Below are 15,110 nucleotides of genomic sequence, written 5' to 3' on the forward strand. Positions count from 1 at the left end.
ACCGCATTTTCTGACGGCACATCTTTGATTATCTAACGTGTCAATGTATATTTCAAACGTGGCGTTCCGGGCTGCCTTTTAGACATGTTTAGGAATTAATACCTGTTTTGGGCCCGATAATTACGCAATAGCGGGGGGGCAATTTACTTCAATGAAATGTTCGGTCATTAGCCCGGGTAAGAGCGTTTGTTAAAACTTCCTTACATTTATTTAGTTATTCAATTGCACTCTCTTCACCTGCCTGTAGTACATAAGGCTCTTGTTCAAAGCAGTTACTAACTGGCTTTGTTATACCGGTCTGTATTTAACTAATATTGGAACCTATGCCTTCAGTAGAACCGCATCATATTATTGCCATTGGGTCCTCTGCCGGCGGATTGGACGAGATCAACGCTTTTTTTGACCATACCCCGGTGGACAATGTTTCTTATGTCATTATCCAGCATTTTTCCCCGGACTTTAAAAGTAAGATGGTCGGACTGCTTTCCAGGCACAGTAAGCTCATCGTTGAGGAAGCCAGTGATGGTGCAGACATTAAAAGTAACCAGGTATACCTGATCCCTAACGATCAGTTTATGACCATCAGGGACGGAAGGCTATACTTAAGCAGCAAAACAAACGTCCGGGGCCCCCATCTCACGATCAATACTTTCTTTACCTCGCTAGCCGAAGATTGCGGGAGTAAAGCGATCGGCATCGTGCTGTCGGGGCTGGGTACGGATGGCAGCGAGGGAGTGAAAGCAATCAAAAAAGCGGGCGGTATGGTGATCGCAAGGACTCCAGATACGACCGAATTCGGCAGTATGCCGTCCAGTGCCATCGCAACAGGAATGGTTGACTTTGTCCTGGAGCCCGAATTAATGCCTGACGCTATCGGCGACTTCGTGAAGTATGAGGTAAAGATCGTGGCTGACACCCCGGAAGATGAGGCAATTATGAGCGCTATTATTGATCTCATTAAGGAAAGGTCTCCACTTGACTTCTCGGATTATAAGCTGACCACGCTGCTGCGGCGTACCAGGAAAAGGGCCGCTTATTGTAACCATACCACGCTGGGAAACTATCTTGATTTTTTAAGGTCTTCGCCCGAAGAAGCCACGGTGCTTGCCAAAGACTTCCTCATCGGCGTCACCTCTTTTTTCCGTGACCCGGACGTGTTTGATTTTGTGCAAAGCGATGTGCTTCCCCGTCTGCTCCAAAGCCTGTCGCCCGGCGAGGAATTAAAGCTCTGGGTAGCCGGTTGTGCGACGGGGGAAGAAGCCTACTCCCTGGCCATAGCGATCTGTGAGTTATTGACAGGCGATTTGAAAGATACCGTCGTAAAGATTTTTGCCACCGACATCGACAGTGTGGCGCTTGTTTCCGCCGGCAGGGGAGTGTATAATTCCGGTATCACCAAATACGTTTCTTCCGGGCGGCTCGACCGGCATTTTATAAAGGAGGGTGACAAGTACCGGGTTAAACCCGCGATACGAAAGATGGTGATCTTCGCCAGGCATGATATGGTGAAGAACCCGCCCTACTGTAATATGCATTTTATCAGCTGCCGCAACCTGCTGATCTATATGACACCCGTTTTGCAAAAGAAGCTTTTTACCATGATGCTCTTTGGCTTGCGAAAGAACGGTTACCTGCTGTTAGGCTCCAGCGAGACTCCGGCGCCCATTATCGGGAGCCTGGAAGTGATCCATAAGAGATTCAAGGTGTACAGGAACCTGGAGGTTAAGCGGGTATTGAGCCTCGATAATTTTTCCCTGCCGGATCTGCCTGGAGCGATCCATGCTGCGCCGGTCTTTTCAAAAGGAAGTACCAACCAGCAAGCTAACCATGTGCTGGCGGAAGCCATGACCCAGGGCTTGGTTACCGAAATGGATTGCCTGGTGATGTGCGTCGATGAGCGAAACCACGTGTTAAAATCATACGGAGATACGACAAGATACCTGCTCCAAAAGAACTTTACTCACAATCTGCCTGACCTCCTGCCAGCACCGCTCGCCGTGGCGTTTAACGCATTAACGAGCAATGTGTTAAGAACAGGCAAGCGTGAGGCTGTTAAAGGAATCAGGTTACGGCGGGGGGAGGCAGACCTGGAGTTAACCTTAACGGCGAGCCCCCTTGCACTACCACAGCCTGACCGTCGTTGTTTAATGGTAACCATAAGTGAGGATACTGCCGCCCCTTTTATGGGGAATGCAGTGTTGTTTGATGACCAGCTCTATCACGGGCAGTATACAATTAACCTGGAAGAAGCGGTAAGGGAATTGAAAGAGCAGCTGATTTCGGCCCACGAGCAACTGGATGCCTCCAATGAGAACCTGCAGTCGTTTAACGAAGAGCTGATCTCCGCTAATGAAGAGATGCAAAGCACCAACGAGGAAATGCAGTCTGTTAACGAGGAATTGCAGACCATTAACGCGGATTACCAGCTTAAAAACCGGGAGCTCACTGAAATTAACGACGACCTGAATAACTATTTCAGGAGCAATGTCAACGGTCAGTTATTCATCAGCGACGACCTCCTGCTGATGAAGTTTTCACCCGGAACAGTCGGCCAGATCAACCTGGTGGAATCGGATATCGGGCGGCCACTCCACCATATTTCTACAAATATCAAATTTGATACGATCATTGAGGATATCAAGCAAGTGTTGTCGGAAGGGTCTGTGCTAGCTAAGGAGGTTGAGACCCATGACGGCAAGTGGTACCAGGTCATGACGATGCCTTATGTACGGCAGGCCGATAATCATAATACGGGGGCAATTATCACTTTCAGTGATATCACTGAGTTAAAGAAGACACAAATAGCGCTTGATGGACGAAATAAAAGTTTGCAAAGGATCAACGCTGATCTCGATCATTTTATCCATGCGGCGTCACATGACCTGCTGGCACCGTTAGGCAATATAGAAACGAGTATCAATATTATGAATAAGATGTCGCTATCGGATACCAAGCTGGTCGATTTTCATGGTATTATCAACACCTCTATAAAGACGTTCCGCTCGCTAATCACTGATATTGCATCCATCGCAAGGGTGGAGGGTAATATGCTGGCCATGGAAATGGTGAATGTAGAGGACCTGGTAAATAACGTGCGGTGGAGCCTGGAAGATAAAATTGAATTGTCCGGCGCTACCATTACCCTCGAGCTTGAGGCTACTCATATTTTCTTTTCCAAAAAAAATCTCCGGAGCATTTTGTTCAACCTGGTTTCGAACGCGATCAAATTTAGGGGCGATGCCCTGCCAATGATCGTTATTCGTACCGTGGAAGAAGGCGGTTTCAAGGTCCTTTCGGTCAAAGACAACGGGATAGGAATGTCGCCCTACAGCCTGACCAAAATTTTTGATATGTACGGCAGGCTGAACCAGGATGCCGAGGGCCAGGGTATCGGTCTGTACCTGGCAAAAAAAATCATCAATGCAGCAAACGGGGAAATACTTGTTGAAAGTGAGCCGGGAAAAGGCAGTTTGTTTACGATACGTTTCAGCGAAAGAGCAGCGAGTTAACAATTGATATGATCGTAGCGCAGTACAGGCGCCGGCCAGCGTTCGAAAGACATGGAAAGTATAGTACTGCTTGAATTACAGAACTTTATTTCGTTTATGTTACAATAAGGCTTCAGATCAGCGCTTGTATCCTAACTTGTTTGATCATGTCCCTGGGTTTTCACAATCTTATTATAGATCCCGAAAAGCAAAAAGGGAGCCGCCCATTGCCCGACGAATAAGGCGTTATGTTTCGAACCGAGGCATTTCAGTGCGAGCGATGTGCCCATAGCCGCCAACGATGCCCATAGGAATACGTCTGACGGGATTTTTGCTGTTTGCTGTTCAATTGTTTCGGCGACTTTGCCTTCTGTGAAGTTTTCCATAGTGTGTTTGTTTGTTTGTTAGTTGTAATTATTAGATGATCGTTTCTCGTGTACACTACAGCGATGTAATGCTATTTTTTAACAGGGAGGACAGCCCGCTGTTCGATAGGGAAGTACGCGATCTGATGGCGACGATTACGCCTTTTTTGGCGAAAAAGTAGCGTTGTGCGCCAGGTATTACGGAATTAATTCGGCTAGCATCGGTAAGTACGCATTCTTTTGGTGTTTCCCCGCAATTCGGAGATCTTCCGAAACAACCCTTGAACCGGCATGGTTGCTTAGTAAAATCAAAACGTGTAATGGGAAAAGGAGATAAAAAATCGAAAAAGGGAAAAATCGTATCCAAAACATTCGGTAAAAGGCGCCTTCGGGTAAAAAAAATGGATTCATCTGCTAAAAGTACGGGTGGGGAAGAAGTGACTAAGCCTGTTAGTGCTTCGTAAGTTGGTGAAACGCCCGTTTCGGAGCGCACATTAAAAAAACAAGCCGGGCTTATTTCGTTTTCGATGTTTAGGTAAGGGCTAAAGATGCGCGTGCGTGCTTATGATCTGGCTATTGTAGATATTGATAGTTTTTGTTCCGGCGGTCCGCTGAATCCAATCATGAATAGCAGATTTTGATTCGTGCAGTGAATTGTGCAATTTATGGCCATGTTGGCACTAACAAAAGGGAGGTATTTAGGCGCTGTAAGCAGTACAATTTCGGCAAATGGCGTGCTGATCGGAATTACCGATTACCACGCTGACCAGGGTATAAGCCCGATGCACTACCACGAAAACCCTCATTTAAGTTTTGTGCTTAAAGGGAGGATGTCAGTAAAAAGAAGAGATTTTGCAGGTTCTGGTCAGGCACTGGAATCTTTTTCGTTTATGCGCGCTGGGGAAGTACACCAGAACTCGATTCATAGCATTCACTGTAAAAACATGAATCTGGAGCTGGAACCGGAATTTTTTGACAGGTATGGCGTCAGGGAAAATGACGTCGCTCCCAAACTATTGAAAGACCGGCCAGGCGCCGTACTGCTGATGGTCCGGCTTTACAAAGAATTATCGTTAGCGGATGAGCATACGGCCGATTCGGTACATCTATTACTGCTGGATGCTGCCTCCGGCTGGAAAACGGATATACTATATTTTCCTCCCTGGGTGAACACGGTTCGGGAACTGCTGAACGACCGCTGGAATGACCAGGTTACTTTGAATGAGATCGCTATAGCGGCAGGAGTACACCCGGTTACAGTATCTAAATATTTCACACGTTATTTCGGCGTAGGATTCGGTGAATACCGGCGAAAGCTAAAAGTGGAAAGAGCAATTCAAATGATCAGTACAGGACATATACCGCTCACCGAAGTGAGTTATGCCTGTGGCTTTTTTGATCAAAGCCATTTTATCAGGGCGTTCAAAGATTTCACCGCAATGCGGCCTACAGATTTCAGAAAAGTCTGAGCGGCGCTAAGTTCATCCTATTTCGGTGTTACCCGGCCGTCTATCTTTACCTTCAAGATATCATATACATCGGCACGCATGAAAACAATCACGCTAAGCTTTCTTATTTCCCTGTTGGGCGTAACACAACTGTTCGCGCAGGAGCAAAAGGGATTTATAACAAAAGGTATAACCTTAAGCGCAAAGATCGCATCGGGACAAAAGCACCTTTATAAAGTTAAGCTTGATGGAGAGCAGTTCGCCTTTCTCCAAGTGATGCAGAAAGGCGCTGACGTCAAGATCACTACATTTGACCTGGAGGGAAATAAAACAGAAGAGACAGACAGTCCCAATGGGATCAGGGGCCCTGAATATGTAATGCTGCGTTCTTCGGCAAAAGGCGATTACCGGGTAGAGATCGAGGGGCTCGGCACTAACGGGCCCGCCGCAACATACGAGCTTACACTTAAAATAGTCAGGCCGAAAGCGGTCACCACGGGTCAGAAAATAGATGAGATTTTCCTGCCCTGGGACAACCAGCAATCGCCGGCAGCTGCTGTTGCTGTCTTTAAAGGGGGCAAAATCCTTTATCAGAAAGGATATGGGATGGCCAATCTGGAAAATCATATTCGCAATGCTCCATCCACCATGTTCCATATCGCTTCTATCACTAAAACATTTACCGGTTATGGGGTGCTGCTACTGGAAAAGCAGGGAAAGCTGAGCCTGGATGAAGACATCCGTAAATACCTGCCTGAAGTTCCCGATTTTGGCCATAAGATCAGTCTGCGCCAATTGTTGCAGCATACCAGCGGGATCAGGACGTTTGAAAGCCTGGCGGCCATGTCGGGATATGAAATCCATAGCAAGCTGCCTTTTTTTAAACTCATCAGCCGTCAGCGCGATCTCAATTTTTTGCCCGGCGCTGAGTATGATTATTCCAACACCGGTTTCGTACTGCTTGCCGCGGTGATAGAGCGGGTATCCGGTATGTCGTATGTAGCGTTTGTACAAGAACACATTTTTAAGCCGCTAAAGATGGCGGTAACCGTGTTTCAGGATGACGATGGCAAACTGGTACCTGGTGTTGCAGATTCCTACGAGCCTGGGGAGGACGGACCTAAAAAATTATATGTGGTAAACGATTTGGTAGGATCGACCGGTATAATTACTAACGTCAGTGATCTTGGCCGCTGGGCGTTACACCTGCTAAAACCGGGAGCGGATGCCGATATCGTCCGAAAAATGAGTACACCCGGAAAATTAAACGATGGAAGACTGACGGAGTACGGCCTCGGCCTTGCTATCGCAAACTACAAAGGGCATAAAGAAATCGGGCATTCGGGAGCGGAGGGAGGATTCAAGGCCCATATGAGTGTTTTTCCTGATGATGATCTGGTCGTGATCGTACTTGCTAATGCGTCAGATATATATTCCAGGCCTGTCGCCAGGCAGATCGCAGATATTTATTTAAAGCCGAAAAAGGAGGTTGCCGCACCTGCCTCACCAGCACAGCCATCGTCTCCGGCGCAGGCTAAACCTGCCGATATCGTAGCCGTTGACAGCGCAAAGGCAGACCTGACGGAATATGCAGGCACTTACTACAGTGACGAGCTGGAAACCGCTTATCAAATCAGCATTATAAATGGCAAACTGACCGCTCAGCATGTCTTTTTAAAAAATATTGAGTTTAGCCCCGACAGCCGGGACGTATTTATTATGGATGGATGGAATGGGAAAGTAGATTTCGTAAGGGACGATCAGCAAGGGATCAAGGGTTGTAAATTTTCTTATAATCGAATGCGGAACTTGTATTTCAGAAAGGTTGATAGATGGTAACAAATCTTACGGATACTTAGCTATTTAGCCGATCCATTTATTGCTGCCGGCGATCTTTAAGGCTTCCGCTTTGCTGTTGACGGCCAGTTTCTGGTAAATGTTCTTGATATGGCTGCGCACGGTTTCTTTACTGATAAAGAGATCAACGGCGATCTTCGTATAGCTTTTACCCTCGGCAATTCCCCGGAGTACAGCGGTTTCCCGTTCGGAGAGCGGAGAACCCTGCAGACGGGTAAACGACTGTACCACCATTTTGGCGATGCTGAGGCTCATAGGCGCGCCGCCCGCAAAAGCCTCGGCCATGTTTTGAACGATTTGGTCGGCATCAGAGTTCTTGACGATATAACCGCCGGCGCCTGCGCATAGCGAGCGAAACACTTTATCGCTATCCTCCAGCACGGTAATAATCAGCACGATACACTCAGGAAGCAGTTTTTTGAGGCGCTGCGTCCCTTCGATGCCATCGATCCCGGGTAATTCGATGTCCATTAGGACGAGGTCGGGCGCATCACCGGCGACCCGCTTTAAGGCTTCCTCGCAGCTGCCATATTGCCCGGCCAGCCGGTAGCCCGGGGTATGCTCGATCACGGCGGCAAAGCCTTCGCGAATCTTACTGTTGTCTTCAATGATCGTAATGCTTTTTTCCATTCTTACAGTTCAATAACGGGGTTCACCCATACGGTGATCCCGATGCAGGTACCCCGCGGTTGTTTAGATAACGAAAAGCCGAAGCCGTTCCTGAGGCAGCGCCGTTCCATATTGGCCAGGCCGTAATGTTTCGTGCCGGCATCCGCTTCCTTCCAGGTGCCATTGTCCTTTAATGCATAAACGACACTGCCAGGAGGGCAGTTCATGGTTAATTCCACTTCAGTAGCGCCTGAATGCTTGATGACGTTGGTCATCGCCTCTTTAAAAATAAACAGCACATTAAGTGCCGCGGTAGGGTCCAATTGCTGCAAATGGCAACTTTCGGTTTTAGAAGAAAAAGCGATATCGAATTGATTATAATAACGTTGCCCGTAACCGGTCAGGTAGCCGAATAATTCCTGCGGGTCGTCGCTGTCATGGTTCAGGTGCCATAAGAAATCCTTACTGCTGGCATAAAGCGCGTTGCTGTTCTGGATGATGCTATGAACGATTGGCTGTACTTCATGTTCCTGACTCAATTTTAGTTTTAAAAGCGAAGCTTGCCGGGTGATCGCCGCGAGCACGTTACCGGTCTCATCATGAAAATCGGTAGCGATATTCTCGCGCATGCTATTCAGTTGCTCGGTACGCCGTTTTACGGCTTCATCCAGCAGGCCGATCTTCTGTTCCTGCAGGGCTCGGAACCTGGCCCGGTCTTTTTCCTGGTCAATCTGCAGGTAGGCCAGGAAGCCGCCGAAGAAGAGGGTAATGAGACCATTCATGCCTAAGGCATAGAAGGGGCCGCCCAATATCGACCCGACGGGCGGCGGCAGCCCGGCATGCAGCGTCCGGTAGTATAGAAATCCGAGTAGCCCCAGGTTACCGAAGATGGCCCACCAGCCCCATCTTTTGTCTACCCAGATCGAAACCAGCAGGTACATATGAATAATGGCCACATTCGGGGAATAGATCAGTCCGGAATCGGCGACGAAATCGTACATGATCCAGTAGCAGGCCAGCGCTGATATCGTCATCGGGATGCGGTAATGGCCCCAGGCACGGATAGATATCAATACAAAGACGTTGAGCAAATCATTGACCAGGTAACCTGTGATGGGTTTACCCATGTAATAGACAAAGATGGGGAACAGGAGCATCAGGGGTAAAGCGATCAGCGCGGAACTGACGATCACACGGAACTCCTGGTAACGCGGGTGGGTGTTGTTGTCCCGCAGTTCCGCGGGCATACAGTAATTAACGGCATCGTCGAACGTCATCAGGCTAAGATAGTCATTCAGGTATTTCAAGCGTGTTTGGTGATCAAAATACCGCAAATTGGGGGATTGCCGGAGCCGTGAATGGCCATTAATTTTGTAAACAGGCGGGAGCTCACCGGAAAGAGCCGACCATGAGCTTGCCAAGTATCAAATCGTTATACGACAAATTGATTCCTGGTATCGCGTTGTGCCAGTCAAGCCATGTTTACCTATGAAAAAACTATTACTCATTTTACTGATCTTAAGTGTAGGGTTATCCAGCTGTAAAAAAAGCCGGGATAAGATACAGCCGTTAGCCGCAAAGGGTAGCATCTCCGGGGTCGTCAGGCCGTCCGTTTCGGTTACCGGTGTAACGGCGAGCGCTACGATTAACGGCCAACCCGTAACGTATAACACCACAATTGAAGCTTCCGGTGCATTTAAGTTCCCCGAAGTGACCGAAGGGGTATATATGATCAACTTTCTTCCTACGCCAGGCTATGCAGTAAGCAGCCGGAGCGTTACCGTAACAGCCGGGCAAAATACCGATATGGGGAATATTAACTTTTCCCTGGCAGCGGGCGGTATCAGCGGTACGTTCAGCCCGGCAGGATTGGCCACCTCCATGATCATCACCTACACCTCAGGCAGCACCTATACCTCTACGTTTTGGAACAGCGTCAACAGTTCAGGCGTCATCAAAGCAGAATATCTGCAGGTGGGCACTTATATCGTCAGCTTTTCGGATGTACCGGGTTATGTGACCCCGACAAGCCAAACGATTACGGTGACGAACGGGCAGACGACCGACCTGGGCACGATAATTTTTCAAAAGGCGAGCGCCGCCAGTATCAGCGGCACGGTAACTCCCGCAAGTGCGGCGGCCAGTATTACGGTATCCCGCATGAGATTTTTATTCAACGGCGCGCTTCCAGCCCAGACCTACACGGCAACACCGGATGGCAGCGGGCATTTCACCGTGGCCGGCCTGGATGCCGCCTATTATTATGATATTGCGGTTACCCCGGTCGCAGGCAATGGTTTAAATGCGCCTAACAAGATCCGCATATTTCTGCCGAGCGGACAGGATGTGGATCTGGGCAGCCTGGAGCAAACCACTATTCCGCCGCCATACCCGCTTTCGTATAACCAGGATGGCGCCCTGATCAACACAACCCTTATTACCGGCAGCTACGCAGCTGGTAAGCTGACCTTGACGCAGGCCGCGACCATAAGTGGCAATAGCAATAACATTACCCTTGTATTGAATAAGGTGACCGGGGCAGGCGATTATCCCTGTAACGGAACCACAGGATCAAGAATAACCCTGCAGACCACCTATTCTTCTTCTGATCCCCTGGATTGGGAAAGCAATGCCCCTGGCGGAGACGGCCTTATCAAGATCACCGCATTCGATCAGATTCATCAAACGGTTTCGGGCACTTTCACGGCTAATTTAGCGCGTGGCGCCATCGTTAAAAAGATCACTAACGGAACTTTTGTTAATCTGCATTATAGTAAACCCTGATTTAGCGGCACTTGGATGATCGATTTTTATACTGCCGGACCCGGCAGCGCTACGGTAAAGGTCGATCCCATTCCCGGTTGGCTGGTCAGCGTAATGCTGCCATTTAGTATTTCCAATTGTGTTTTCACCATAAAAAGCCCCATGCCTCGCCCGTCTACCGACGGGTCGAAACGTTTATAAAGCCCAAAAAGCTCGCCACGGGTCTTCTCTACGTCAATGCCCTTGCCGTTATCGGTAAAAGAAAGGTATACCTGCCCGTTCGTCAGGCTGCTCCTGATGAAAAGATCCGGGATCGCTTCAGGTCGCCTAAAGCGGATGGCGTTTTGGATGAGGTTATGAAATACGCTGTACAGGGATTTTTGTATAGAAATCACACTTCCGGCCGCCGAAAAGTCGTAACGGATACTGGCGTTTTCCCGGTCGATCAGCGGACCCAGGCTAAGCTTGCATTCTTCGACTAACTGCTTAAAGGAAATGTTCGTTACCTCATCACAATCCGGCTGGCTTACATGCAGGATATTGTTCAGATCGATCACGATACTGTCAAGGTCGCGGGTGACGCCTGTAAGGGCACTCATCATTTCGGCGCTTTCCTCTTCGTCGAGGTCGAGATCCCTGAAAAGATAACAGATTCCAAGTATACTGGATACCGGAGGTCTCAGGCTGTGGGAAACGATATAAGTAAATTGTTCCAGCGTACTGTTACGCCTGATAAGATCAGCGATAACGCGGTCCCGCTCAAGCGCGGCCTGTTTCCGTTCATTAATATCGGTTACCGAAAAGAGCAGGCCGTGGTTGGTACCCTCTGCGTCGGAGATCCCGGAAAAGCTGACACAAAACCAGCGGAACGAGCCGTCGCGCTGCGGGTAACTCGTCTCATATTCAACCGGCACGCCGTGCATGGCTGTATTCATCAGTTCTTCTATCTTATCCTGCCTTGAACGGGGAAAATAGCCTGGCCCGTAAGTGTTTTCTGCCAGCTGCTTCTGGAACTGTTCACCGGAATGGTCCGCCGCCTGCCTGTTGAATGCCGTTACCTTCAATTGCTGGTCCATAAGGACGTAACCTGTAACAGTATTGTCGAAAATGGTCTGGAGATTGGCTTCCGATTTCCGGAGCAGTAGTTCCGCTTCTTTCTGCCCGGTTAACCGGCGGATGACCTCCGCGGTTTTTTCCTCCACGCGACGTTCCAGCTCACTGTTCAGTTCATTGACCCGGGCCTCTGCGAGTTTGCGCAGCTCGATCTCCGCCTGCAGCTCACCGGAAGATTTCATGGAAAAGGCCAGCGGAAGGACGCCGACCAAATGGTATATAGTTGCCCAGCTCACCACCGCGGTTATGAACCTGATCAGCGCGCTCAACCGGTATGCCGGGTACCAGAAGGAGAGGGCATCCAGCAGGTGAGTAGTGCCGCAAGCCATAATAAAGATGGCGAAGAGAATGTAAAGCCGGAGAAAGCGGGCTTGGCTCTTCTTGGTAATGAACCTGACGATAACCAGCGATATGGTGAAATAAGCCGACCAGGTCAGCAGGTCGCTGGCGATATAAAGCCATCCATGGAACGCCGACCACCTGCCGCAGTGCCAGCGTGAGGGCCAGTCAGAAGCATCTAAAAGATGTTTAAAGAAATCGGTTACCTGTTCCATAGTTTTGAATGATACGTAAATTGAGCGCAACGCCCCGAAAGCCAGTTTATGAACGCCGTTCCATAGTCTAACGGTGACCGAAGGAAATTAAATAGATTACCGGTAAGTTCCCACAGGGAAGGAAGCAGCAGGCAGGACGCCTTTACTTGTATTATTGCCGGGCAGTTCCCAAAGGTAAGATTAAATAACTAATCCACTATAATCTAATTGAATAACCCACCCGCCTGAGCAAGCTCTTTTTAAAGGCGGAAAATCATGGTTTCTTCTATCTTAATAGCGGGTTCGGCAAGCAGTACTTTACGGTATGAACATGAGCTTTATGACAGCGGTAATGTCATTTGAATGATTATTTACCCCTAAGCCTGTTTTCAGTTACGATGTTCGCTGAAATCTGGTGATAATCATCCCAGAATTCTCCCGTAGCTGCCGGTGTTCTTTCCTTCCGGCTTACGGGCAATTCATATTCCTTTTCAAAACCGCCGATAAGAACACGAAGTTTTGTGTTCATTGGCAATACGTGGTCGTCTCTTTTTGGAGTAAAATGTGTTACCGTAAGGGATGGCCGCCCGGGTAACGAATGATCCGGGTGACCGGGATTTTTGTAGCTCCGGTAAATAATGATTCGGACAAGCTCCCCGTTTTCAACGTCTTCCCGGAACTCAAAATCATCGAACTGGTCTGACAGCTGGTCCTGGATCTCCCAGTATTCCTCAAGACTGTCAAACCCCACCTGGAAGAACTGGTCCGTCTCGAGAATATATATTGGAACGTCGATACAAAGATTTTTGAAAATGGTGATAAGAGGCCGGAGGTCCGGTTTATAGTTCAACTTGATCCGGATGGCGATTTTGTTCATAATATCTGAATAAGAAGTTAACAAATTGGCCTGATGCCTCTTTCCCGCTGTCACAGCCTCAGATAGCTTAGCACATTGAAAGAGCGAAGTGTAAAATGCGCGATCTTCTCTGCACGTCGATTTTCGAAAGCGCCGATAGCTGTAAACTTAGCAAGAATTACTATGGGAAACCCGGGAAAATCTACGGTAACGATCTGCCTGTCAATGAATAAATTCAGAACGCCTTCCGTATTTTTCGCGATTTGTTTCGGTATTATGCCTATCCTTATTTCCATATCGGGCACAGGTGCTGTCGTTAGTATGGCGAAGTCCTTTTACCGTTCTTTTTGCTGTGTTTAGTTTGGGTCCGGCGGTAAAATACTGTTTTGTGTGATTTAAATTACGTAGCTATTCAACCCCCCTTTCCGTAGTTAAACAGGAACCGGGCACCTTGTCATGGGCTCCGCCTGGCCGTTAAAGCGCTGCAGACATACTTCGAATGATCCGATTGCTGCAGACTGTCATGACAATGGTATAACGTGTTTTGCCCGTTAAAAGACAGCGTTACCTGCCCGGAGCGCTCAAGAACTTATTTGACCAATAGCTGTTGTAACCAAAACATGTGCGATACAGGCCATAACATACATAGGCCGCTGGTAATAGAATATCCATCACAAAAAGAAATCATTAAATGAATAAATCAAAAAAATACAGTACCAGCGTTAGAGCTATCGGTCTGGCGTTATGCATCGTTCTTGGATTGCTGGCGGGATGCGACAATCAGAACAGGACACAAAATGGCTCCGCGGATAAACAGGCGGATACCGTTAAACAAAAAGCCAGTACCGATAATATCCGTAATATCGGGCTTACGCTCCCCGTGTTAGATGCCCTGTTCTTTGAAGATGGCTTCAAAGCTGATCTGAAATCCAGGCTTCAGCTGACCGATCAGCAGATCCTGCAATTGAAAACAGCTGCCAGCGCTTCCGTCGCTGACCTTAGCGAAGATGGGATTGACTATCTTGGTTCCGCACGTGAGGCGACCAGGCGTTCCGATGAGCAGATCCGAACCATTTTAGGACAGGAGAAGGCCGATCAATTGTACCAGCTGGTTGCTGAACGTTATGCCGGCGGCGACGTGGAAGGCTTATTCCCTACGCAACCTAACGCTGTTCCGAGTGATACACGCGTGGTGGTGAATGCGCCTGCCTTCCGGATGGATGTGTTTCAAAACGGCAAATTGCTAAAGACCTACCGGGTAGGCATCGGTTATCCCGAGTTCCCGTTACCTACCGGCATGCGCCGGGCTGAAAACATTATTTTCAACCCGACCTGGACGCCGCCCGATGAGCCTTGGGTAAAGGGGAAAGTACAGGCGGGCAAAAAAGTAGCTGCAGGCAGTGAGCTCAATCCGCTGGGCCCGATCAAGATCCCGATCGGGATGCCTTCTCTTATTCATGGCGGCAAAGAAGTGTCTAAATTGGGGAACTTCGCCTCGCACGGATGCGTAGGCCTGACTGATGGGCAGGTCCAGGATTTTACAGGCATGCTGACGCAATTGGCAGGCAAGCCCATGTCTATGGACAGCATACTGGGCTTTGAAAAAAGTAAAAGGAAAACCCAGTCCGTTAAACTGGAGAAGCCGGTGTTGATTGAGCTTCGCTATGAAACTATCGTAGCCGGGGGCGGGAGCCTGCATATTTACCGGGATGTGTATGAACGCGGTACCAACACGCTTGAAAATGCCACTCAGGTGCTGAAGGTCTATGGGGTCGGCTATCAAAGCCTGAGCCCTCAGGAAAAAGAAGCGCTCACAAACGCTTTAAATGAAATGAACCTGGATTCACAAGGCAATCCGATCGTCGGCAATATCGAGGCAGCCGGGGACACCACTATTAAAACAAAGGATGGCGTCGCTCCAGGCAAGGTGGAACGGGCAAAGAAAGGAAAAGTTACCCGGGCAGTAGCAGGCCGGAAAGAGATTGCTGTTCCGGTTGCCGGCCTGCAAGGTAAGGGTTATCCTGGCCCGGTGAACCTGGATGAGGGCAAATAGGCGCCTCAATTGGCGGGGGAGAGAT

General features: G+C 48.8%; 11 protein-coding genes. 6 read left to right on the forward strand and 5 right to left on the reverse strand.

All coding sequences use genetic code 11. The annotated features are described in order from the left end of the window. The first annotated feature begins 323 nt into the window (after nucleotides 1-323). Entirely contained in the window at nucleotides 324-3,509 is a 3,186-nt protein-coding gene (locus GS398_RS15110) for a chemotaxis protein CheB (protein WP_160907612.1), read from the forward strand. 131 nt (nucleotides 3,510-3,640) lie between these two features. On the opposite strand, the gene GS398_RS15115 is transcribed toward GS398_RS15110, so the two are convergent. Further along, entirely contained in the window at nucleotides 3,641-3,874 is a 234-nt protein-coding gene (locus GS398_RS15115; protein WP_160907613.1) for a hypothetical protein, read from the reverse strand. A 299-nt stretch (nucleotides 3,875-4,173) separates the two neighbouring features. Between GS398_RS15115 and GS398_RS22875 the strand changes: the two genes are divergently transcribed. From GS398_RS22875 to GS398_RS15130, 3 genes are all read left to right on the forward strand, one after another. Next, a complete protein-coding gene (locus tag GS398_RS22875; RefSeq protein ID WP_160907614.1) occupies nucleotides 4,174-4,317 on the forward strand; it encodes a 30S ribosomal protein THX in 144 nt (47 codons plus the stop codon). Nucleotides 4,318-4,797: 480 nt separating this feature from the next. After that, entirely contained in the window at nucleotides 4,798-5,322 is a 525-nt protein-coding gene (locus tag GS398_RS15125; RefSeq protein ID WP_160907615.1) for a helix-turn-helix domain-containing protein, read from the forward strand. A gap of 78 nt (nucleotides 5,323-5,400) precedes the next feature. Next, a complete protein-coding gene (locus GS398_RS15130; RefSeq protein WP_160907616.1) occupies nucleotides 5,401-7,140 on the forward strand; it encodes a serine hydrolase domain-containing protein in 1,740 nt (579 codons plus the stop codon). A 24-nt stretch (nucleotides 7,141-7,164) separates the two neighbouring features. Here the strand turns inward: GS398_RS15130 and GS398_RS15135 are convergent, their stop codons facing one another. Further along, nucleotides 7,165-7,788 (reverse strand): response regulator transcription factor, encoded by a 624-nt coding sequence (locus GS398_RS15135; protein ID WP_160907617.1) that lies wholly within the window; start codon nucleotides 7,786-7,788, stop codon nucleotides 7,165-7,167. A gap of 2 nt (nucleotides 7,789-7,790) precedes the next feature. Continuing rightward, complete coding sequence (locus GS398_RS15140) at nucleotides 7,791-9,074, reverse strand: sensor histidine kinase (RefSeq protein ID WP_160907618.1); 1,284 nt, start codon at nucleotides 9,072-9,074, stop codon at nucleotides 7,791-7,793. Nucleotides 9,075-9,255: 181 nt separating this feature from the next. Between GS398_RS15140 and GS398_RS15145 the strand changes: the two genes are divergently transcribed. Beyond that, nucleotides 9,256-10,551 (forward strand): carboxypeptidase-like regulatory domain-containing protein, encoded by a 1,296-nt coding sequence (locus GS398_RS15145; protein ID WP_160907619.1) that lies wholly within the window; start codon nucleotides 9,256-9,258, stop codon nucleotides 10,549-10,551. Between the two features lie 26 nt (nucleotides 10,552-10,577). On the opposite strand, the gene GS398_RS15150 is transcribed toward GS398_RS15145, so the two are convergent. Then, nucleotides 10,578-12,197: a sensor histidine kinase gene (locus GS398_RS15150; RefSeq protein WP_160907620.1), complete on the reverse strand. Its 1,620-nt coding sequence runs from the start codon at nucleotides 12,195-12,197 to the stop codon at nucleotides 10,578-10,580. 346 nt (nucleotides 12,198-12,543) lie between these two features. Further along, complete coding sequence (locus GS398_RS15155) at nucleotides 12,544-13,053, reverse strand: hypothetical protein (protein WP_160907621.1); 510 nt, start codon at nucleotides 13,051-13,053, stop codon at nucleotides 12,544-12,546. Nucleotides 13,054-13,723: 670 nt separating this feature from the next. On the opposite strand from GS398_RS15155, the gene GS398_RS15160 reads away from it, so the two are divergent. Then, nucleotides 13,724-15,085: a L,D-transpeptidase gene (locus GS398_RS15160; protein WP_160907622.1), complete on the forward strand. Its 1,362-nt coding sequence runs from the start codon at nucleotides 13,724-13,726 to the stop codon at nucleotides 15,083-15,085. The last annotated feature ends 25 nt before the right edge of the window (nucleotides 15,086-15,110 follow it).

It is taken from the genome of Hufsiella ginkgonis (assembly GCF_009834915.1).
GTDB classification, from domain to species: Bacteria; Bacteroidota; Bacteroidia; order Sphingobacteriales; family Sphingobacteriaceae; genus Hufsiella; species Hufsiella ginkgonis.

Coding starts and splice junctions, on each gene's coding strand:
- GS398_RS15150 (WP_160907620.1), bottom strand. CDS start 12,197: ATGGAACAGGTAACCGATTTCTTTAAACATCTTTTAGATGCTTCTGAC.
- GS398_RS15160 (WP_160907622.1), top strand. CDS start 13,724: ATGAATAAATCAAAAAAATACAGTACCAGCGTTAGAGCTATCGGTCTG.
- GS398_RS22875 (WP_160907614.1), top strand. CDS start 4,174: ATGGGAAAAGGAGATAAAAAATCGAAAAAGGGAAAAATCGTATCCAAA.
- GS398_RS15145 (WP_160907619.1), top strand. CDS start 9,256: ATGAAAAAACTATTACTCATTTTACTGATCTTAAGTGTAGGGTTATCC.
- GS398_RS15115 (WP_160907613.1), bottom strand. CDS start 3,874: ATGGAAAACTTCACAGAAGGCAAAGTCGCCGAAACAATTGAACAGCAA.
- GS398_RS15110 (WP_160907612.1), top strand. CDS start 324: ATGCCTTCAGTAGAACCGCATCATATTATTGCCATTGGGTCCTCTGCC.
- GS398_RS15155 (WP_160907621.1), bottom strand. CDS start 13,053: ATGAACAAAATCGCCATCCGGATCAAGTTGAACTATAAACCGGACCTC.
- GS398_RS15125 (WP_160907615.1), top strand. CDS start 4,798: ATGAATCTGGAGCTGGAACCGGAATTTTTTGACAGGTATGGCGTCAGG.
- GS398_RS15135 (WP_160907617.1), bottom strand. CDS start 7,788: ATGGAAAAAAGCATTACGATCATTGAAGACAACAGTAAGATTCGCGAA.
- GS398_RS15130 (WP_160907616.1), top strand. CDS start 5,401: ATGAAAACAATCACGCTAAGCTTTCTTATTTCCCTGTTGGGCGTAACA.